The organism is Flavobacterium sp. YJ01 (assembly GCF_029320955.1).
GTDB lineage: Bacteria > Bacteroidota > Bacteroidia > Flavobacteriales > Flavobacteriaceae > Flavobacterium.
In genome coordinates this window covers 5,200,878-5,221,871 of record NZ_CP119757.1, presented here as the reverse complement: position 1 = coordinate 5,221,871, position 20,994 = coordinate 5,200,878, and the positions used below count along the sequence as shown (strand labels likewise).

The window sequence follows — 20,994 nt, the reverse complement described above, 5'->3', positions numbered from 1 at the left end:
AACCTCCTTTATATTTCCACATTCAGCGGCAGGATGATTATGGTATTCCCTATAATTTTTTGGGCATACATACTCTTTCAATTGATTTTCAAGACAGCTGAAAATTCCTTTAATCCTATTAAAACCAGGCTTTAGCACAGTCTGCAAATCAGGATGATTGTTCTGTAATCATACAGAACCATTATCCATCACATAATGCAATGAAAAATTTAATTCTTTTTTTTATATACCTTTTTGCCATCCACAGCGTCCAGTCCCAAAAAATATCCCTTAAGGAGTATTTTGAAAAGCAGGAAGCGTCCATAAATGATACGGTTATGTGTCTGAAATCTTCGGACTCCATCTGGGCGGATCTTCCCATGACCCTTATCAAAGGACGTGAAAAAGGCCCTACCCTTACCATAGCCGCCGGAATCCGCCAAGGCGGCTTTCCCGCAGCCGCCTCTCTTCTTGAGCTTCGCCGCGAGATAAACCCCCAGAAGCTCAAAGGAAACCTGATTATCATCCCCGATGCTGATGTGCAGCGCTACGATGGCCGCAGCTCCGGTTCAAATCCTATTGGGATATCCCATCTTAACGATGCTTTTCCGGGCAGTCACAGAGGAACCGCGGCAGAATTGATCGCCGATTTTGTTGCGACGGCTGTCTTCGACGCCACTGACGTATTTCTGGAGCTGAACAGCTGCGATGCGGCAAGCGATCCAATAGATTTTATCTGCTACTATGACAATTCGGAATTCATGCAGCAGACAATGCTGGAATTTCGTCTCAGCGAGGCAAGCGGACTCGATACAATCTTAAGCCATCCGTACGTCCTTTCATCTGGAGAGCCCTCGAAATGTGCCGTAAAACAGGCGGCAAGGCTGGGAATACCATCATTGAGCATGACAGTGGGAGGACAGCAAAAAGAGGGGCGCTCAGGCCTCTCACCAGCAAGGGATGCACTGTACAGGATTATGGCGGAATTGCAGCTTTACACCAATCGCAAAATAAAGCCTGCAAGGGCACCAAAACACAGGTTTAACAGAAAGGCCTTCGTAAAGGTTCCATTTCAGGGCATATTCTACAGTTCCGTTAAGGCAGGCGATAAAATAAAAGAAAACCAGCAGATCGGCTATCTGGCCGATATTTTCGGAAACAGGATAAAAACCCTCACTGCGCCCCAGTCGGGCACAGTCCTTTACAAAACCGAAGCAAATCCCGTAAATTCTGATGAAACCGTATTCTGCATCGGATACCGAATCTAAGGGCAGGCATATTTGCCGGATTTCGTTTTGGAGCGTTTTCGAACTGCTCAGATAATTAACAGATGCAATGCATGCCTGCATTCATTTTTCTAACTTATAAAAATAAAAGTTCATGGAAGAGATTCTAAGCACCCTGATTTGGGGAAACACTATTTATAAATGGCTCACAGCGCTAATAATTATAATTCTCCTATTTGCACTCATAAAAATATTTAAAATATACATTTTCAAACGGCTCAAAATATGGGCAGCGTCCACTGCCACATCGTGGGACGAATTCGCAATGGAGGTTATTGAGATCAATGTTCTGCCCCTGCTCTATATCAGCACCGTTTATTTTTCGCTGCAGGCCCTGTCTTTAGGCCTGAAGGCTAAAAATATTCTCCATACGGCTTATATGATGGCGATCACTTTTTTTATCATTAAAATAATAATTGCTGCCTTCAAAAAATTCGTATTGTCCTTTATCAAGCGCGATCAGGACAGCGAAAGCAAGGAAAAGCAGGCAGGCGGGCTTATAGCCATAGTGAATATCATCATCTGGATTTTAGGCGCAGTGTTCCTTATTGACAATATGGGCTACAATGTCACTACCATCGTAGCGGGTCTGGGTGTGGGAGGTATCGCCATTGCCCTTGCGGCGCAGACCGTACTTGGAGATCTGTTCAGCTATTTTGTCATCTTCTTTGACCGTCCATTTGAAATCGGAGATTTTGTAACAGTGGGCACCGACAGCGGCGTTATCGAATATATCGGGATAAAGACCACCCGCATCAGGACCCTCAACGGCGAACAGCTGGTATGCTCCAATACAGACCTGACCAACTCAAGGCTTCGCAACTTCAAACGCATGGAAAGGAGAAGGATTGTTTTCACTATCCGGGTTACTTACCAGACTTCTGATAAGCAGCTTAGGGACATTCCCGCAATTGTCGAATCCATAATAGCTTCAAAAGATAAGCTGATTTATGACAGGGGGCATTTTTCCGCTTTTGGGGATTTCAGCCTAAACTTTGAATTCGTCTATTACGTGGATGACCCGGATTACAATTTCTATATGGATTGCCAGCAGGCCGTCTATCTTGAGATTTTCAGGGCCTTTACAGATAAAGGAATTGAACTTGCCTACCCAACGCAGACCATACAGATCGATAGCCTGCCTGTTTTTTCAGTTGCAAGGAATTAAAAATCAGTTTTTAATTGATGTCCCTGCCCAGAAAAATCTGCACCCTTAAGAAAGAGACAATCAAAAATTTGATTGTCTCTTTCTGTCTGATAAAATGTGAACAGGCACGGTTTTATTTTTCAGTAATATTTTTTGCCAGTTTTAAATATTGGCAATATCATTTATTATCTGGACGCCAGACGTGAAAAGCTAAATGCTTAGCGCGCAATTATGGCAAGTAAAATATCATATACCAATGCTTTAAGCTCCTTATTGTAAGGCGACAGATCCCTGCCCGGCGGATTTCCATGATAAATCAGGTTGCGTACTTTAATAAGCTGGTCAAATTCAATATTATATTTGCCCGGGTCCAATTTGAGATACTTTATGAAACCCTCAAACTGATCAATAAGGCCTGTCTTTTTAATAAACGATACTTTCTCGAAAGCTTTGGAATCAAATTCCAGTTTATCATCCTCCTCCACTATTTCGCCAATTTCCTTTATTTTCGTTTTTATGAATTTATTAATAGAGCCCTCTGATCCTATAAAAGCATATTCTTCCTTGACAGTAAAAGTCTGGCCGTCCAAGGGATTCTTTAAAAAAAAGTTCCTGAACTTTTCAACGATGTTGTATAGGACCATGAAAGCTGAAATATCATCAAGATGCTTTATGCTTATCAGTCTTGGAACAGCCTCCCGGATTAGTTCTCTTAAATATTGGAATTTGTCAAAATCAATCGACTCCGCAAAATCGTAAATATTCGAATATTTATCTTTCAAATGAAATTCCTGAGATAAATCATTGCGCTCTCCGCTAAGCTTAAAAACTTCCCTGGTGCCATAATTTTCCCTATCATTCACTCTTAGCAATGCATTGAAAAAATCAATGCTTTTTTCCCAATACAGGGACATCATAAGGCATAAATCTTCTCCGAGCGAAAGAAGATCCAGATCTTTTATCTTTTGGCTGTCATCCCTAATAATCAGCTCGGCATCTCTGGTTATTACAAAATCTTTTTTTGGTTCGCCCTGTTTGTACGAATGGTTTAAAGAAAGCATAAATTCGACAGGGCCGAAACTTGTCCACCTGTTTTCATTACGCTCAATGAATTTATCATCTGAATCATAAGTCCCAAGCTGGCCGTACTGGATATATCCCGCGAGGTGGGAAATGGCATTGTCCCCGAGCCTGAATCTTGCGTCCCCGGCATACCTTCCATTCTCGAAAAGACAAAAATTTTGAAGAACCAGTATCAGGAATTTCTTGTCATGATCGTAATAATGGGTTTCCTGAATCCCAATTAGAGAGTTTTCAGAAAACTCAAAAAATTCCGGATTTACCCATTTATGCGGAGATACAGCAGGTTGTATCATATCGAGGATACTTACACCTGCTTTCGCAAGACTCCTGAACTTCTCGTAAAGATGATCAGATGGCTTATAGTAAATTTTAAGCTGCACCTCTTCAGGCTTTCTTTGATTGTAAATCAGTCTGGCATCATATTGTGAATTAGCGCTTTCAGTGGGAAAGCCGTCCAGCACCTCCTTATGCTCTGCAAGCTTCAGCAATATGGGCACATCTTTTTGGTAGTAGTCCTTCATAAACAAGAATTAAATTTCATCAGAATATTAACTGGCTGCGCCTTAAATTAAAAGCACCCAATCAGCCAAATTTAACAAAATAAAACAGCATTCAAGGCAGGTACAATTACCTGAAATCTCTATACTTTCATTTATTGGGTACTCAACCCTTCTTAAGTTTTTTTTATGGATCAATATTTCAGCAAAGCAATCTAATGAACCCTTACAATCTGAGACTCGGGAAAATCAACCTCAAGATATTTCTTTATGATTCCGGTTATCACATCAATGCGCGTCCCAATAATCACAGATCTGTCTTTTACTGGCCAATCGGTCATTATTGCGGTTAATTTTGGCTTTACAGTTCCCGAAATCAAATGCATAGGATCCGTATACCACAAGCCGCATCCGCTGATTCCGTGAAGGTCAGGTCCGGTTCCAAAAGTACCATTCCTGCTGTTAAATGCTGATTTTTTATTGTAATGGGTATGACCGAAGGCGACAGCCTGAGACACTGTGTTTTTACCAATGAGTATTTCAAAAAGATAGATTCCCTGCTCTTCTCTGCACGCATTGACAACAAACCAATCGAAACTATAGAGGTTTCTCTTTCTAAAATGGAAATAGCACAGTGCCGTGGTTTGAGGAATCACAATTCAAAACATCATAAAGCTATTTTCAGTTTGATGAAAAAAAACCTTTATCAGATTCGCTCCCGAATGAAAAAGAAGAAAGCAGAACAATGCTAAAAGCGGAAAAACCGAAGAACTTTCGGTTTTTCCGCTTTATAACATTTCAGACACTGAAATTTTCCTTGCTGATTTATAGCAATCTTCCTCTTAGATTGTTCAAATCAAAAAAAAATAATTACTGTTCAATAGCGTACTGCCTTCAATGCAGACTATTAAACAGGGGAAGAAAAATCCATTTCTAAATAAACTATGAAAAAATAACAATTTTAACATTTCATTTATAAACAGAGATATTTTTATAATTATCTTTGTTTACGATTTTACATGTCTTATGAAAAGATTCCACATCATAGTAATTATTACCTTAGGTTTCTTCTTGATGCCAATGGCTACTTTTGCTTGTGGAAAACTTTCTGGAAAGATTTCTTATACTAAAGAAGCTTCCAAAAATCATGACAATGATTGCTGCTCGAAAGATGGCAGTCATTCCAAAAAAAATAATGATGGCTGCTGCGGTCATAAATGTGGGCACAAGTCATGCGGTTGTGTCTCAATCTGTAACGGAGGAATTACTTTCTTTAACCAACTTGACTTTAAAAACATCACTATAAGTGTTTTTTCTAAAAAACAAAAATTCCACAGTTCAGAAACCTCCATTCTCTCTGGTTTCTATACTATCTGGCTTATCCCTAAAATAAGCTAAATACCTTTTTTGACAGCCATACGTGTGTCAAAAAAGGAAGCCTAACTGCTTCATTTTTTTATTTTTCGCTTTTTGTAGAATAATTCTCTATACAGTTCTTGTATGCAATTATTTCTCAAAAGCAATATTCACTTCAAATACATTTTAAAATGAAATCAATTCAAAAAGGATTGATGGCAATCACTCTATTGCTGTCAGTCATAGTGTTTGGCGCACCTATAAAAAATGCAAAAAACATAAATGCAAAAATTTATGGTAATTGTTTAATGTGCAAAACTGCTATTGAAAAAGCAGGAAACATCAAAAATATCGCTTCGGTAAACTGGAATGAAAACACCAAAATAGCGGCTATTACCTATGATGAGAAGAAAACAAATCAGGATGAAGTCCTGAAAAGAATTGCCTTAGCAGGATATGACAGCGACCAGTTCTTAGCTCCTGGTGACGCCTATGCAAAACTTCCACAATGCTGCCAATATGAAAGAACAAATATGGCGGCTCCAATAAAAAAATCCGAAATGGATATGGGTAAAATGGATCATTCACAGCATACAGCCGCAGTTCCTGCAGATGCACAAGAAAACAGTCCTTTTAAAGCAATTTTCGACAGCTACTTTGATGTAAAAGATGCTTTGGTGAAAACAGATGCTAAAACTGCCGCATTGAAATCTAAAGAGCTCCTTACTGCAATCAATGCTATTAAAATGGAGAACCTAAAGCCAAAAGAACATACTGCATGGATGAATGCAATGAAAAGTTTAGCTTCAGATGCCACAAATATTTCTGAAAACCAAGATGTAAAAAAGCAAAGGGAATCCTTTAAAAGCCTTTCCAAAAACACGTACGATCTTATAAAAACTGCTGATCAGCCGCAGCCGGTTTATTATAATCATTGTCCAATGGTTGATGCGAATTGGCTCAGCAAAGAAAGCGGCATCAAGAATCCGTATTACGGTTCACAGATGTTAAGCTGTGGATCAACTATAGAAACAATCAAATAATCCCAAATCAAAAAATGAAAAATATAATAACCGTTAGTTCAATGCTTGGAGTTTTAATTTTAGGGACCGTTTCGCTGTTTTCTTGCAGTAAAATGGATGATATGAATATGTCCGATCCAAAACTGAATATAAACTATCCTGCCGCTTATGTGGTCAATGGTCAGGACGGCACAATTTCAGTAATCAAATTGGAAACTAATGAAGTTACAGAAACCTTAAGCCTAATGGGCAGCGGCAACGATATGATCATGTGGCCGCACCACATTTCTTTACATTCCAATCATCTGGCTATCGGTGTACCCGGAATGGACTTCTCTGCAGGCCATACCGCAGGTATGGGAGGAATGACAGGTAAACTCCTTGTAATTGACCCAGCCAGTGGGGCAACAGTAAAAAATATCAGCCTGCCAATGATGAACCACAACACAATATACAGCCCAAATGGTTCAGAAATCTGGGTGCCGCAAATGGACATCAATGGAAAAGTTCTGGTTTATGACGCCTTAACATACGCATTGAAAAGCACCATTGCAGTTGGCATGATGCCCGCTGAGCTTACCTTTTCTTCTGATGGGACTAAGGCTTATATTGCTAATGGAGATGACAATACTGTGTCAGTTATAAATACCGCAACCAAGCAGGTTACAGCCACAGTTGCTGTGGGAAAAAACCCTGTGGGTGCCTGGACAGGAACTGACGCCAGAATGTATGTTGATAATGAAGACGGGCAATCTATCTCGGTAATCAATGTGGCAACCGATGCCGTAGGCCAAACCATTGATCTAGGATTTATGCCTGGAATAGCGTCTCACAATGGAAATAAGAAAGAACTTTGGGTAAGTGATCCTGTCAATGCAAAAGTCCATTATTGGACCTGGGACCAGACTAAGATGATGTGGGTTCATGGAGGTGTATTCACTACTGGTGCCGGTGCACATGCTATAACATTTACAGCAGATGGAAATACTGCCTATGTGACCAATCAGACCGCCAATACGGTCTCTGTTGTTAATGTATCAAACCATACGGTCTCTAAAACGATTAATGTCGGTAGAAAACCCAACGGATTGGTGCTGAAAATATAAATCTGATATAAAGGCATTTAAAAGGCAAAATAGAGATTGGATTTGCAATCAAAAAAAGAATAATTCTTATAACACTCAAACAAAGGAATGTTAGACAAAAAAACATTCATTAGAGATAAAAACTAAAAAAAATGAAAAAACTAATTTTCTCAACCCTTGTAATGGCAATTGTACTTACAGCTTGTAATTCAAAAAACAAAGAAACTGCAGCTCCTGAAGCGGCTTCCGGGACAGCTCAGAATGACTCGCAATTGTATGCCTGTTCCATGCATCCTGAAATTACAGGAAAAAAAGGAGACAAATGTTCCAAATGCGGAATGGAATTAACCGAGCCAGTAAAGGAAACGGCCGGAAAAAGTGCAGAAGTAGAAACAGCCCAGACTGCTCAAGGAACATTTTCTATAAACGAAATCGTGAGTAATTATCTGTCCCTAAAAAATGCATTAACCAAAGATGATACAAAAGGAGCTGCAGATGCAGGCAAGGCATTATATGCAGTTTTTAACAGTGTAAATCCCAATTCGATAGATGCGAAATTAAAAGCAGAATATCTTGATATTGCTGATGATGCCAAAGAACACGCAGAACATATTGGAGCTAACGGCGGAAATATTGAACACCAGAGAGAGCATTTTGCCGTGTTAAGTAAAGACATGAATGATTTGATAAAATCTTTCAAATCAGAACAAAAATTGTATCAGGACTTTTGTCCTATGTATGATGGCGGAAAAGGAGCTATTTGGATAAGCGAAACCAAGGAGATCAAAAACCCATATCAAGGAAAAAAAATGTTAACCTGTGGTTCTATGAAAAAAGAACTATAGTACAGCTAAGTACTAATAAATTTATCGGGCTGTTTACATAATGACCACTCAATTTTCTCGTGACTAATGATGTTCATAATTTATTGAAATGTATCTAATTTTTTTAGACTACGCCGTGCGATACTCTTTGCTGAATATTCACTTATTTCCCATGTGTTTATTGTGTAGACAGTCCAATAGATATTTAGAAAAAAAATCAATAGCAACCTATTTTTTAAACAATTTAAAATATAATTAAAATGAAAAATACAATTCTTTCAGCCATATTAATGGTATGCGTAATGGTTTCTGGCAATGCGCAAAGCAAAAAAACAGAAGCAAAATTTTCAACTCAGCAAATTGTTGCAGATTATTTAGCGTTAAAAAATGCACTCGCAAAAGATGACAGCAACGGGGCCGCTAAAGCTGGCAAGGCACTGTATTCGGCTTTCAAAACCACAAATGTAAAATCGATAAATCCAAAATCCAAAGCTGAATATCTTGATATAGCTGACGATGCCAAAGAGCATGCAGAACATATTGGGGCCAATGGCGGTAATATTGAGCATCAAAGAGAGCATTTCGCTCTATTGAGTAAAGACATAAATGATTTGATCAAAACTTTTGGAGCTGCAAAAACACTATATCAGGATTCTTGCCCTATGTATGATGGTGGAAAAGGAGCTATCTGGATCAGTGAAACAAAAGAGATAAAAAACCCTTACTATGGTTCTAAAATGCTTACCTGCGGTTCAATGAAAAAACAATTGTAAAATGAAACGGTTCATCAGAAAGATTCTTTTTATTGGGTTAATTATTTTTCTACTGATGCAATTGTATCAGCCTGCCCGCAATTCCGATTACGGGCAGGTTTTACCAATTCACATTTCAAAAGTCTATCCCATTCCCAAAAATATACAAACGATTCTTAAGACTTCTTGTTACGATTGTCACAGCAGCAACACGCAATATCCATGGTACTCCTACATCCAGCCGGCACGTACCTTTATGGAAGGACATATCAAGGAAGGAAAAGAAAATTTGAATTTCAGCCAATGGGGAAGTTATTCGAAACGAAAACAGGAAAATAAATTAGACCGAATTGCCAAGCAGATAAAAGCCAATCAAATGCCTTTGGCTTCCTATACGCTGATCCATAAAGATGCAGTACTGAATACTGTTCAGAAAGAACAGCTACTCAATTGGATTGAAAAAGTAAGTGATAGTCTTTCAAAAATAAATTAAATCTATGGTACACAAATTAATAGAATGGTCCCTGCGCAACCGTTTCATCATATTACTATTATCAGCAGGAATATTTGTTTGGGGTATTATCTCTATTCAAAAAAATCCTATTGATGCTATTCCAGATCTATCTGAAAATCAGGTAATCGTTTTTACAGAATGGATGGGACGTGCTCCACAGCTCGTTGAAGACCAGATCACCTATCCCTTGGTTACCAACCTTCAGGGATTGCCTAAAATTAAATATGTAAGGGCTGCTTCCATGTTTGGAATGAGTTTTATCTATGTCATTTTTGAGGATGATGTTGATGTATACTGGGCAAGATCAAGAGTACTGGAAAGGCTCAGTACAATTAGCAGCACCCTGCCCAAAGGAGTTGCACCGCAATTGGGACCCGATGGAACCGGAGTTGGCCATATACTCTGGTATACTTTGGACGCTCCCGGCATTGACCTTGGCGAACAAAGGGCACTGCAGGACTGGTATGTCAAATTTGCTTTGCAAAATGTCCCCGGAGTAAGTGAAATTGCTTCTTTTGGAGGATTTCAAAAAGAATACCAGGTTACCATTGATCCAAACAAACTGCTATATTATAAGCTGTCTGTCCCTGAGGTTATAAGCGCCGTACGAGCCAATAATAACGAAAGCGGCGGAAGAAAATTCGACATGAGTGATATTGGCTATATCATTAAGACATCCGGTTATCTGAAATCCATAAAAGAAATTGAGGATATTCCACTGAAAAACCAGAATGGTATCCCTATAAAAGTCAGCGATATAGGAACAGTCCAGATGAGCGGAGAAACCCGATTGGGAATCTTTGATCATAATGGTACAGGCGAAGCTGTTGGAGGCATCGTCGTGATGCGTTACGGTGAAAACGCCGATGCCGTTATTGATAATGTGAAAGAAAAGATGAAAGAAGTCGCAAAAGGGCTTCCTAAAGGGGTAAAATTCAATATTGTATATGACCGAGGGCATCTGATCAAAGAGTCTATTGATTCGGTTAAGCGCACCTTAATTGAAGAGATGATTGTGGTTTCGCTTATCGTTATTATTTTTCTTTTCCATTGGCGCAGCGCATTAAGTATCATAATCCAGATCCCAATTACAATTGCCGCGAGTTTCATACTTCTAAATGCCTTTGGAATATCCTCCAATATCATGTCCCTTACCGGTATCGCACTTGCCATTGGGGTAATAGTTGACAACGGTATTATTATGAGTGAAAATGCCTACCAGCATCTCTCACAACGGTATGCACAATGGGAATCCGAACAAAAAACTGAAACAAACTCTGATGAAAAGAATTAAAAATATATTTCGCAAAAAAACACAGTGGATATCCGAAGAGGAAAGGCTTAAAGTAATTGAGAAAAGCAGCAAGCAGGTTTCTCGCGGGGTATTCTTTGCCACCATAATTATAATTACTTCTTTCCTGCCTGTATTTATGCTTACCGGACAGGAAGGAAAGCTATTCCATCCCTTGGCTTATACAAAAACTTTCATACTGATTGTGGATGCCTTGTTGGTACTTACATTAGCTCCGGTACTGATCTCTTTTTTTATGAAAGGGAAATTCCGTCCAACTGATGCACATCCCGTAAATCGTTTTTTGGAAAAAGGTTATGAGCCTATCATACGCTGGGTCCTAAAATGGAGAAAAACAACCCTTACGGTTAATATTTTGGCGTTATTGATTTCCATTCCATTATTGATGCGGCTGGGAACAGAGTTCATGCCCCCACTGGATGAGCAGAGCATTTTATTTATGCCTGTTACCCTGCCTGATGTATCCAATGGAGAAATCAAACGCATCTTGCAGGTACAGGATAAAATAATAAAATCAGTTCCCGAAGTAGAAAGTGTTTTAGGCAAAGCCGGACGGGCTAATACAGCTACCGATAATTCCCCAATGAGCATGATTGAGACCATTATCATGCTAAAACCAAAATCAGAATGGCGTAAAGGAATAGACAAAAAAGACATTATTAAGGAACTCGATACCAAACTGCAGATCCCGGGTGTGGTAAACGGTTGGACACAGCCTATCATCAACCGTATCAATATGCTCGCTACAGGAATTCGTACCGACGTGGGTATTAAAGTCTACGGTCAAAATCTCGATACCATTGCGCGAGTATCAGAAAGAGTAAAAATGGCTTTAGAGGGAACCCCTGGAGTGTCTGACTTATTTGTGGATCCTATTACTGGTGGCAAATACCTGGATGTTGATGTCAATCGTTCCGAACTGGCCCGTTATGGACTCACTGTAGATGACGTAAACCAAACCGTGGAATTTGCCTTAGGAGGAGCGTCCATCGGCAATACCGTTGAAGGACGAAGACGATTTTCAATAAGCGTTCGTATGGCACAGGACTATAGAAATAGCGTAGAACGCATTAAACGCATTCCCCTGCAGTCTCCAACCTTTGGAGAGGTGCCCCTATCTTCTGTTGCCGATATTAAATTCGTAGATGGCCCTCCAATGATTAGTTCAGAAAATGCACTCCTTCGCGGGGCAGTCATGTTCAACATACGTGATCGTGATATGGGGGGAACCGTACAGGAAGCTATGAAAAAATTAGAAAGTGCCAAAAATATACTTCCCGAAGGGTACTTTATAGAATGGAGCGGACAATATGAGAACCTGATCAGCGGAGAAAAGACCCTTAAAATCATTGCACCGATAGTATTGCTTATTATTTTCTTCTCCCTCTATTTTGCCTTTAATTCCCTTAGAGAAGCCTTCTTAAGTCTTATAACAGTGCCTTTTGCTTTGATTGGAGGTGCCTATATAATTTTTTTCTGGGATGTCAATCTATCAGTGGCAGTAGCTGTAGGTTTTATAGCCTTGTTTGGTATTGCCGTGGAAACCGGAATTGTGATGGTTATCTATCTCAATGATGCAATGGAGCAGCTTATCAAGGCCAAAGGTAATTCAAGAGAAACCATTACTAAAGACGATCTCAGAGAATATGTGGTACACGGCGCCGCAAAGAGATTACGCCCAAAACTAATGACCGTCTGTGTCTCATTATTTGGATTAGTGCCTGTCCTTTGGTCCAATGGTGTCGGAATGGATGTAATGAAACCAATCGTATTGCCTATGATTGGCGGCGTATTTACCTCTGCCGTACATATCTTATTAGTAACCCCGCTTATTTTCCTAATGTCTAAAGAATATGAATTACGAAAATATGGCAAACTTGAAGTACATGATGTCAAACATTAAAATACTGGCAGTACTATTGCTTTTACTGCCATTACAGCTATTGAGCCAGACCCAACAGGTCTTGTCTCTTGATACAATCCTTCACAGGATTGATAAAAAAAACGTGCTCCTGCAAAGCTATAGCCTAAAGGCTGAAGGGTACAAATATAGTGCTGATGCCGCAACGGCATGGATGGCACCAATGGTGGGTGTTGGGACATTTATGACACCCTATCCTTTTCAGGAAGTTATGGATGACCGCGACAAAGGATCTTTAATGTTCAGAGTTGAACAAGATATCCCCAATATAGGAAAGCTAAACAAGAAGAAAAAATTTATCCAGTCCCAAGGAAATATTGAGAACGCTACGCGGACCGTTACCCTTAACGACTATAAAGCGCAGGCCAAACAGCTCTACTACAGCTGGATGGTAGCCGAAGAGCGAATGAAAGTTTTGGATCAGAACGAAAAGATAATGTTGACCATGAAAAAGATTGAGGAAGTACGCTATCCTTACAATCAGTCGCAATTGGGTAATGTATACAAGATTGACGCAAGGATTGAAGAGAACAAAAATATGATCCGCATGCAGGAAGGTGAAATCGCAAAAGCAAGAGCATGGCTCAACAGCTTGATGAACCAGCCTGGCAATGCTGATTTTTCAATCGACACAAGTATTACTCCTGTCTTCAACCCTGCTTTGCACGACACCACAAGTCTTGCTGCTGTGCGGGGAGATATTAAAAAGATGGATGCGGGAATTGAATCGATGCAGCTCAGTATTCAGGCGATGAAAGCGGAGAAAAATCCCTCTTTTAAAATCCAGTTTGACCACATGAATTCTTTCGATAAAATGATGCCCAAAGCCTATTCGGTAATGGCAATGATGTCTATTCCTATTGCTCCATGGTCATCAAAAATGTATAAATCAGATGTTAAAGCAATGCAATATAATGTACAGGCAATGGAGAAAGAGAAATCCGCCATGCTGCAGGAAACCCAGGGTATGTTATATGGTATGCAATATGAAATACTGACCATGCAAAAAAGAATCCAGGGACTCGAAACAAAAATAATCCCTTCAATGCAAAAATCGCTGGATGTAAACTTTCTGAACTATCAGGAAAACAAACTGCAGATTCCTGTAGTAATTGACTCCTGGGAAGCTTTAAATATGCTGCAGAATAACTTATTAGATGAAAAATTAAAACTATATCAAATGATTGTCGATTATGAAAAAGAACTCTATCGCTAAGTTAGTCGGATTGTTATTCGTTTCGATATTATTATTGACAGCCTGTAACAAGAAAACCGAGCCTAACAATAAGCCAGCACACCAGCATAGTACAAATCAGGAATATACTTGTCCAATGCATCCCGAAGTTATTCAGGATAAGCCCGGCAGCTGCCCAATATGCGGGATGGAATTGGTCCCAAGGCATACCGCTGGAACGGAAACAGCCATAGACAGCAGCTTAAAACACCTGCTAAAACCAGTTAACGAACAAGTCGTTTCAAATATATCTGTCATAAAAGCTGACCAGAGTACTAAAATATTCTCCATGCATGTACAGGGAATTATTACCTACGATACCCGCGAGCAGACCAGCATTTCCAGCAGGGTAAGCGGAAGGATTGAGCGTCTGCTGATTAATTATAATTACCAGCCCGTAAAAAAAGGACAGTTGATCATGGAAATCTATTCCCCTGATCTGGCTGCCGCGCAAAGAGAGTTGTTGTTTATTTATCAATCTGACCCAAACAATCCGATGCTTCAAAAAGCAAAAGACAGACTGTCTCTCCTGGGTATGCAGCAGGGGCAAATTCAACAGGTATTAAAAACAGGTAAAATCTCCTATCGCATTCCTGTTTACAGTAATGCCACCGGGTACATCTTAGACAACACGGCAGCGGCAAATGCTTCTACAGCAGCTCCTGCGGCTTCGCCTCAAAGCGCACCGTCAGATGATGGCATGGGCGCAATGGGTTCAAGTAGCAGTGCAGCATCAAATAGCAGCGCATCTACCCCTACTTCCTCTGCTATTATGCTAAGAGAAGGACAATATGTTGGTGCAGGACAATCTCTTTTTACAATTTATACCAACAAAAACCTTATCGCTGAGTTTGCTTTTGATCCATCGGTATCATCCCAGATTAAAAAAGGACAAAAGTTGGTGTTTTATGAACCCTCAGATAAGCAAACCGTGTATACTGGTACTATCGGACTCATTCAACCCGTCTTTAAAGAGGGAAGCAACTTTACCATAGCACGGATTTATTTGCAGGATAATAAATTTCAGACCGGAAAATTAGTAACTGCAGCCATTCCTATTGTCAGTAAAGGCTGGTGGCTTCCGCAAAGCGCCGTTCTTAATTTAGGAAATAAATCCATCGTTTTCAAAAAAGAGCAGGACGTGTTTGTTCCCAGAGAAGTTAAAACGAAAAATAATGGTGATGGAATGGTGCTAATAGACCAAGACATCAGTAATTGGAATATCGCCAGTAATGCGGCTTATATGATAGACAGTGAGAGTTTTATCAAGACAGCTTCAGAAAATAAATTAAAAAATTAAGCCATGAACAATAAATTAATAATTCGTACTATTTTGCTCATTGCAATGGTTTTTCCACTTCTATTTACAGCATGTGCCCAAAAAGAAGAAAAAAAAACCAGTCAGGAAAAAGCTCAAACCTATACCTGCCCCATGCATCCGCAAATTGTAAAAGATGGCCCCGGCTCATGCCCGATCTGTGGAATGGATTTAGTGCCTTTCGAAAAAAACAACGCACAGGACTTTCTAACCTTGGGACCGAGCCAGCAGGCACTAGCTAATCTGACTACAATAACTGCTGGGGAAAATGAATTTTCAAATTCTTCTCATCTTAACGGACGTTTGGTTACTGACCCTGAGCAAACTATTTACATTTCAAGTCGCGTGGCAGGAAGGATTGAAGAGTTGTATGTAAAAGAAACTGGTGTTCCCGTTCGAAAAGGCCAGCCTTTGTACAAAATATATTCAGAGCAGCTTTCAGCCCTGCAGCAGGAGTACCTTCTAGCTACGGCACAGGCTGCAAGCTTTACTGAGGATAAACGATTTGCCCAAATAAAAAATGCTGCAAAACAAAAACTATTATTATATGGACAATCTGAAGCACAGCTTAATGAATTATTAAAAAAACAAAAAGCTTCTCCTTATGTTGTTTATTATGCCCCGTATTCAGGAATAGTTGCAGAACTTTCCATAACAGAAGGCCAATATGTAGCAGAAGGAGGCTCTATTATGAAACTGGAAGATTATACCCGTTTATGGGTCGAAGCTGATGTCTATCCTGCAGATGCCGGTAAAGTTAAAATAGGCCAAAAAGTAAAAGTTATTGTCTCGGGTTATGAAGATCAGCCCCAAACAATGACGGTAGATTTTATAAATCCTGCCCTGCAGACAAGCAAACAGCTCATACAGCTGCGAGGTGCTATTGCCAATCCAAACAAGCAATGGCAGGCAGGTCAACAGGCAATTGTTTTACTGCCTTCATCAGAACAAAAAATGAAATTAACCATACCTGTAGATGCCGTAATAAGAGACGGCAGCGGTACACATGTGTGGATTGAAATTGAAAAAGGCAAGTATCAGCCTAAAATGGTGGCTATTGGTTCTGAAACCTTCGATGAAGTGGAAATTACTAGCGGTTTAAAAAAAGGAGATATCGTCGTTGCATCCGGTGCCTATCTTTTGTACAGTGAATTTATATTAAAGAAAGGCAAAAACCCTATGTCAGGAATGAAAATGTAATAATCAATCACACAGACAATGAAAAAATTAATCAAAATCGGAATTCCAATAGCCTCACTCTTCCTGCTTATTGCGTGCGGTAACGGTGAAAACAATAAGAAAGAGGTTCAGCAGAATAATAAAGCCTCTGTCCCAATTTTAAAGGATCCCGCAATCAGGATAAATGATGATATTTTAAACGCGATATACAGCCACTATGCCCATTTAACAGTAGCCCTTGCCCAAGATAATGTCGCTGAAGCAAAACTGGCGGCGAATGCAATTGAAGCGGGAGCACGGGAAATCAGCAGCAACAGCAATCTTGCAGCAAGTGCTACGGCAATCGTTTCAGCTCCCGATATCGATAAGCAGCGAGCTGCTTATTCTAATCTAAGTAATGAAATGGTCAGCCTGGTAAAAAAAGCAGGAATGGCTGAGGCTGAGCTCTACTTAGAATATTGTCCAATGGCTTTCGACAATAAAGGGGCCGTATGGATTAGTTCTACCAAAGAAGTGCGCAATCCGTACTTTGGAGAAAAAATGCTCAAGTGCGGCGAGGTGAAAGAAATAATTAAATAATTAGAATATGCAGATTGGCTTAAAAAAAATCACTAACTTTCTATATATTAAAGAAATAACGCATCGGAACTGTAAAAAATAACCTTATGACACACACCTATACAATATCGGGAATGACTTGCGATGGATGTCGTACAAAAGTAGAAAAAACGTTAAATGCTGTAGAGGGAATAAAAGCAAAGGTCTCCTTAGATCCTCCATTGGCAACTATTACAATGGAAAATCATATTGCGACCGAAGAGCTCCAAGAAGCATTGACTGCGGTTGGAAAGTACACCATTGAAATGACTCAAACCACGCATTCGCACGAAAAAAAAACGGAGAAATCATGCTGTAGCACTGCTGAGAATCATGGACACAAACATGATCATAAAACGACAGCCGTACCTCACAATGATGCGGGTGGGAAATATTATTGCCCGATGCATTGTGAAGGTGATAAAATGTATGATAAAGCAGGAGATTGTCCTGTATGCGGAATGCATTTGGTACAAGAACCTGCTGCTGCCCGGGTTCAGCAGTATACCTGTTCAATGCATCCGGAAGTTATAACCGATTCACCAGGTTCATGTCCTATTTGCGGAATGGATCTGGTGCCACTGGAGCCAAGTGAAAACGAAGACCAAAGAATTTACAAGGATTTGGTTAAGAAAATGAAAATAGCGGTAGTATTTACTGTTCCCATTTTCGCTATAGCTATGATAGAAATGGCTCACAAGAATCCTCTACTACAATTAATGGATGCCTCTAAATGGAACTGGGTACAACTTATCTTATCACTTCCTGTTGTCTTTTATGCGTGTTGGATATTTTTTGTACGGGCTTGGAAGTCAATAATTACATGGAACTTAAATATGTTTACCCTTATCGGAATTGGTACAGGAGTGGCATTTTTATTTAGTTTGGCAGGAATGTTTTTCCCAGACGTTTTTCCTAGTGAATTTAAGACCGAACACGGAACAGTGCTGCTATACTTTGAGGCCACAACGGTTATTCTAACTTTGGTTTTGTTAGGACAATTACTCGAGGCAAGAGCACATAGTCAAACCAGTGGTGCTATAAAAGAATTATTAAAACTGGCTCCTACCCAAGCTACTTTGGTAATTGATGGCGGTGATAAAATAATCTCAATCCATGATATCAAAAAAGGTAATTTATTACGGGTAAAACCCGGAGACAAAATTCCTGTAGACGGGAAGATTACTGATGGTGAAAGCACAGTAGACGAATCGATGATTACCGGCGAACCAATTCCTGTAGATAAAAAAATAGGTGATATGGTGTCTTCAGGGACTATAAACGGAAACAAATCCTTTATTATGGTTGCCGAAAAAGTTGGTTCGGAAACCTTGCTTTCGCAAATTATACAAATGGTCAATAATGCAAGCCGTTCCAGAGCACCAATACAGAAACTAGCAGATAGTATCGCCAAATATTTTGTGCCGATTGTTGTTGTTATCTCTGTTCTTACTTTTTTCATTTGGGCAAAATTTGGCCCGGAACCGGCAATGGTTTACGGATTTATCAACGCCATTGCCGTATTGATAATTGCTTGTCCATGTGCACTGGGTTTAGCAACACCGATGTCTGTAATGGTAGGAGTTGGAAAAGGCGCTCAATCGGGAATTCTGATAAAAAATGCCGAAGCTTTGGAAAAAATGGACAAAGTAAATGTTCTCATTACGGATAAAACAGGAACAATTACGGAGGGCAAACCTTCGGTAGAAAAAATCGTAGCGCTGCAATATTCAGAAGATGAACTGCTGCAATACATAGCGTCTTTAAATCAGTACAGTGAGCATCCTCTTGCGGAGGCTGTAGTGAAATTTGCAAAAGCTAAAAATGTTTCTTTGACCAAAGTAGATGATTTTGAAAACATCGCCGGAAAAGGAGTTATCGGAACTGCTATTGATAAAAAGATGGCATTAGGGAATAAAAAATTAATGGAGCAAGCAGGGGCAGCTATTTCTGCCACAATTGAAGAAAAAATTATTGCAGAACAAAAATTAGGAAAAACAGTTTCTTATATCGCTGTAGATAAAAATGTAGTGGGATTTGTAACGATAACCGATGCTATAAAAGAAACAAGTGCTGCAGCTATAAAAGAATTAATGCGCCAAGGGGTTGAAGTAATCATGCTTACGGGAGATAATGTAAATACAGCCAAAGCGGTTGCAGACGAATTGCATTTAACCTCTTTTCAGGCAGGTTGTTTACCCGAGGATAAATTAAAAGTAATCGAGAAACTTCAAGCCGAAGGAAAAATTGTAGCTATGGCGGGAGATGGAATAAATGATGCGCCAGCTTTGGCTCAATCGGACATTGGAATTGCGATGGGAACAGGAACAGATGTTGCGATCGAAAGCGCCAAGATTACTTTGGTAAAAGGAGATCTGCAAGGAATTGTAAAAGCAAAAAATCTGAGCCACGCTGTAATGAGCAACATCAAGCAAAACCTATTCTTTGCTTTTGTATATAATGTCTTAGGCGTACCAGTTGCTGCGGGTGTTTTATATCCATTTTTCGGAATATTACTTTCTCCTATGATTGCTGCCTTGGCAATGAGTTTTAGTTCTGTATCTGTTATTGTGAATGCATTGCGATTGAGAAGTTTAAAACTCTAAAGAATAAATAATTTTACTATACAAACAAATGACCAATCTAGGACAAATTATTCTGCAGTATAAAAACGATAACGAAAGTGTCTATAATACCTGGTTTATAGATAACAACCAACGGTTAAAAGCATTTCGGACTATTAGACGCGGTGTTCTGCAAGTCATTGAGGATATTAAAAACAAGAACTTTCCTAATGATTTTAAAGAAAGCAGCTTAGAATTTGTTTTGAGCTGCATAGCCGAACAAAAACAAGTCTTTGCAGGGGTTTCCCATCCGTTTTATTGGAAACCCAAATTACGCATTCCAGATATCTATGAAAATCAAAACAATAAATTGGCTTTTGGTCAGTTTCTTGAAAATTGTATCAATGCCAAGTCTGAAGAACAGGTTGTAAAAGAAATCATAAGACTCGATGAATTAAAAATTAAAGGCTTAGGGCCAGCGGTTGCCAGTATTCTATATTTCATACACCCAACCTGGTTCCCACCATTCAACACTGCTATTCTAAATGGTTTTAATTTTCTTTTTAAAGACAAAAAAAAATTGGGAAGCTGGACAGAATATCTTAAAATACGAGAAGTTTTAATGGAAACTAACAGTTTGCATAAATCTCAGCTCTCAAATGATTTGGGTGCCATCGCTGGATTGTGTTTTGAAATTGGAACTCAGAAAATGCTAATAGGCAATGATGAATATTTAAGCGAAGTAGAACGTGCAAGATTCGAAAAAAACGTACACAAGCGCCAAAAAGAAATACTTGACGAAAAACTAGAAGAAAATCTGCATAGTGAAATGCAGTACCATTTATTAAAAATTGGAGTTTCATTGGGTTTCGATGTTACTCCGGCAAGCAATGATAAAAGCAAATCGTTTGATGGGCAGAATTTCTCCTTTATTTCACTTGGAAAATTCCCTGAGCTGCCTACTGACAAGGACACTCAAAATACCATCAAGTTAATTGATGTGTTGTGGTTCGAAAAAGGCACAAACAAAATTATAGGAGCCTTTGAAGTAGAAAAGAGCACTAGTATCTATTCGGGCATACTACGGTTGTCTGACCTATACTTTACTATTTCAAACGGACAGGAAGTTTTTTATATTATAATTCCAAATAATCGGGAAAAGGATTTAGTCCTTCAACTCAATAGACCTGTTATAAAAAACTCTAAAATGAATATTAAGTATATCCTGTTTTCTGAACTAAGAGCCAATTGTGATGCTATATGCAAATTTGGCAGCGACCATTCGATAATGGAAAAAATATCAAAATCAATTTAAAATTAAAAA

Annotated in this window: 19 protein-coding genes; 17 read left to right on the top strand and 2 right to left on the bottom strand. The window is 39.4% G+C overall.

Annotated elements, in window-relative coordinates; genetic code table 11:
• Positions 1–200: 200 nt before the first annotated feature.
• Positions 201–1,247, top strand: a complete 1,047-nt coding sequence (locus tag P0R33_RS22395; protein ID WP_223705934.1) for a succinylglutamate desuccinylase/aspartoacylase family protein — start codon at positions 201–203, stop codon at positions 1,245–1,247.
• A gap of 112 nt (positions 1,248–1,359) precedes the next feature.
• Positions 1,360–2,433: a mechanosensitive ion channel family protein gene (locus P0R33_RS22390; RefSeq protein ID WP_219071607.1), complete on the top strand. Its 1,074-nt coding sequence runs from the start codon at positions 1,360–1,362 to the stop codon at positions 2,431–2,433.
• Between the two features lie 197 nt (positions 2,434–2,630).
• Here the strand turns inward: P0R33_RS22390 and P0R33_RS22385 are convergent, their stop codons facing one another.
• Complete coding sequence (locus P0R33_RS22385) at positions 2,631–4,016, bottom strand: hypothetical protein (protein ID WP_223705935.1); 1,386 nt, start codon at positions 4,014–4,016, stop codon at positions 2,631–2,633.
• A 191-nt stretch (positions 4,017–4,207) separates the two neighbouring features.
• Entirely contained in the window at positions 4,208–4,510 is a 303-nt protein-coding gene (locus P0R33_RS22380) for a hypothetical protein (protein ID WP_276173339.1), read from the bottom strand.
• On the opposite strand from P0R33_RS22380, the gene P0R33_RS22375 reads away from it, so the two are divergent.
• The 15 genes from P0R33_RS22375 (at position 4,478) to P0R33_RS22305 (ending at position 20,985) form a co-directional block, all read left to right on the top strand.
• Positions 4,478–4,744, top strand: coding sequence for a PcfJ domain-containing protein (locus P0R33_RS22375; RefSeq protein ID WP_346429611.1), 267 nt, complete (start codon positions 4,478–4,480; stop codon positions 4,742–4,744). The two genes, P0R33_RS22380 and P0R33_RS22375, sit on opposite strands and share 33 nt — an antisense overlap.
• A gap of 274 nt (positions 4,745–5,018) precedes the next feature.
• Complete coding sequence (locus P0R33_RS22370) at positions 5,019–5,390, top strand: hypothetical protein (protein ID WP_035690951.1); 372 nt, start codon at positions 5,019–5,021, stop codon at positions 5,388–5,390.
• A gap of 149 nt (positions 5,391–5,539) precedes the next feature.
• A complete protein-coding gene (locus tag P0R33_RS22365; RefSeq protein ID WP_008463764.1) occupies positions 5,540–6,391 on the top strand; it encodes a DUF3347 domain-containing protein in 852 nt (283 codons plus the stop codon).
• A gap of 14 nt (positions 6,392–6,405) precedes the next feature.
• The gene (locus P0R33_RS22360; protein ID WP_008463763.1) at positions 6,406–7,476 is read left to right on the top strand and encodes a hypothetical protein; all 1,071 of its coding nucleotides are present in this window, start codon (positions 6,406–6,408) and stop codon (positions 7,474–7,476) included.
• A gap of 131 nt (positions 7,477–7,607) precedes the next feature.
• The gene (locus tag P0R33_RS22355) at positions 7,608–8,300 is read left to right on the top strand and encodes a DUF3347 domain-containing protein (protein WP_008463762.1); all 693 of its coding nucleotides are present in this window, start codon (positions 7,608–7,610) and stop codon (positions 8,298–8,300) included.
• A 239-nt stretch (positions 8,301–8,539) separates the two neighbouring features.
• Positions 8,540–9,052, top strand: a complete 513-nt coding sequence (locus tag P0R33_RS22350; protein WP_008463761.1) for a DUF3347 domain-containing protein — start codon at positions 8,540–8,542, stop codon at positions 9,050–9,052.
• A 1-nt stretch (position 9,053) separates the two neighbouring features.
• Positions 9,054–9,524, top strand: a complete 471-nt coding sequence (locus P0R33_RS22345; RefSeq protein WP_008463760.1) for a heme-binding domain-containing protein — start codon at positions 9,054–9,056, stop codon at positions 9,522–9,524.
• A 4-nt stretch (positions 9,525–9,528) separates the two neighbouring features.
• Positions 9,529–10,839, top strand: coding sequence for an efflux RND transporter permease subunit (locus P0R33_RS22340; RefSeq protein WP_008463756.1), 1,311 nt, complete (start codon positions 9,529–9,531; stop codon positions 10,837–10,839).
• A complete protein-coding gene (locus tag P0R33_RS22335) occupies positions 10,826–12,760 on the top strand; it encodes an efflux RND transporter permease subunit (protein ID WP_008463755.1) in 1,935 nt (644 codons plus the stop codon). Before P0R33_RS22340 ends, P0R33_RS22335 begins: the two co-directional genes overlap by 14 nt.
• On the top strand, positions 12,711–13,994 hold the full coding sequence (locus P0R33_RS22330; protein ID WP_008463753.1) for a TolC family protein: 1,284 nt from the start codon (positions 12,711–12,713) through the stop codon (positions 13,992–13,994). The genes P0R33_RS22335 and P0R33_RS22330 overlap by 50 nt, the downstream gene beginning before the upstream one ends.
• Positions 13,972–15,312 (top strand): efflux RND transporter periplasmic adaptor subunit, encoded by a 1,341-nt coding sequence (locus P0R33_RS22325; RefSeq protein WP_223705938.1) that lies wholly within the window; start codon positions 13,972–13,974, stop codon positions 15,310–15,312. Before P0R33_RS22330 ends, P0R33_RS22325 begins: the two co-directional genes overlap by 23 nt.
• Before the next feature lie 3 nt (positions 15,313–15,315).
• Complete coding sequence (locus tag P0R33_RS22320) at positions 15,316–16,530, top strand: efflux RND transporter periplasmic adaptor subunit (RefSeq protein ID WP_008463746.1); 1,215 nt, start codon at positions 15,316–15,318, stop codon at positions 16,528–16,530.
• 18 nt (positions 16,531–16,548) lie between these two features.
• Positions 16,549–17,088 carry a DUF3347 domain-containing protein gene (locus P0R33_RS22315; RefSeq protein WP_008463745.1) on the top strand — a complete coding sequence of 180 codons (540 nt, stop codon included), beginning with the start codon at positions 16,549–16,551 and terminating at the stop codon, positions 17,086–17,088.
• 86 nt (positions 17,089–17,174) lie between these two features.
• Positions 17,175–19,712 carry a heavy metal translocating P-type ATPase gene (locus tag P0R33_RS22310; protein ID WP_223705939.1) on the top strand — a complete coding sequence of 846 codons (2,538 nt, stop codon included), beginning with the start codon at positions 17,175–17,177 and terminating at the stop codon, positions 19,710–19,712.
• 28 nt (positions 19,713–19,740) lie between these two features.
• Positions 19,741–20,985, top strand: a complete 1,245-nt coding sequence (locus P0R33_RS22305) for a hypothetical protein (protein WP_223705940.1) — start codon at positions 19,741–19,743, stop codon at positions 20,983–20,985.
• Positions 20,986–20,994 lie beyond the last annotated feature (9 nt).

Coding starts and splice junctions, on each gene's coding strand:
- P0R33_RS22395 (WP_223705934.1), top strand. CDS start 201: ATGAAAAATTTAATTCTTTTTTTTATATACCTTTTTGCCATCCACAGC.
- P0R33_RS22390 (WP_219071607.1), top strand. CDS start 1,360: ATGGAAGAGATTCTAAGCACCCTGATTTGGGGAAACACTATTTATAAA.
- P0R33_RS22385 (WP_223705935.1), bottom strand. CDS start 4,016: ATGAAGGACTACTACCAAAAAGATGTGCCCATATTGCTGAAGCTTGCA.
- P0R33_RS22375 (WP_346429611.1), top strand. CDS start 4,478: ATGGGTATGACCGAAGGCGACAGCCTGAGACACTGTGTTTTTACCAAT.
- P0R33_RS22370 (WP_035690951.1), top strand. CDS start 5,019: ATGAAAAGATTCCACATCATAGTAATTATTACCTTAGGTTTCTTCTTG.
- P0R33_RS22365 (WP_008463764.1), top strand. CDS start 5,540: ATGAAATCAATTCAAAAAGGATTGATGGCAATCACTCTATTGCTGTCA.
- P0R33_RS22360 (WP_008463763.1), top strand. CDS start 6,406: ATGAAAAATATAATAACCGTTAGTTCAATGCTTGGAGTTTTAATTTTA.
- P0R33_RS22355 (WP_008463762.1), top strand. CDS start 7,608: ATGAAAAAACTAATTTTCTCAACCCTTGTAATGGCAATTGTACTTACA.
- P0R33_RS22350 (WP_008463761.1), top strand. CDS start 8,540: ATGAAAAATACAATTCTTTCAGCCATATTAATGGTATGCGTAATGGTT.
- P0R33_RS22345 (WP_008463760.1), top strand. CDS start 9,054: ATGAAACGGTTCATCAGAAAGATTCTTTTTATTGGGTTAATTATTTTT.
- P0R33_RS22340 (WP_008463756.1), top strand. CDS start 9,529: ATGGTACACAAATTAATAGAATGGTCCCTGCGCAACCGTTTCATCATA.
- P0R33_RS22335 (WP_008463755.1), top strand. CDS start 10,826: ATGAAAAGAATTAAAAATATATTTCGCAAAAAAACACAGTGGATATCC.
- P0R33_RS22330 (WP_008463753.1), top strand. CDS start 12,711: ATGAATTACGAAAATATGGCAAACTTGAAGTACATGATGTCAAACATT.
- P0R33_RS22325 (WP_223705938.1), top strand. CDS start 13,972: ATGAAAAAGAACTCTATCGCTAAGTTAGTCGGATTGTTATTCGTTTCG.
- P0R33_RS22320 (WP_008463746.1), top strand. CDS start 15,316: ATGAACAATAAATTAATAATTCGTACTATTTTGCTCATTGCAATGGTT.
- P0R33_RS22315 (WP_008463745.1), top strand. CDS start 16,549: ATGAAAAAATTAATCAAAATCGGAATTCCAATAGCCTCACTCTTCCTG.
- P0R33_RS22310 (WP_223705939.1), top strand. CDS start 17,175: ATGACACACACCTATACAATATCGGGAATGACTTGCGATGGATGTCGT.
- P0R33_RS22305 (WP_223705940.1), top strand. CDS start 19,741: ATGACCAATCTAGGACAAATTATTCTGCAGTATAAAAACGATAACGAA.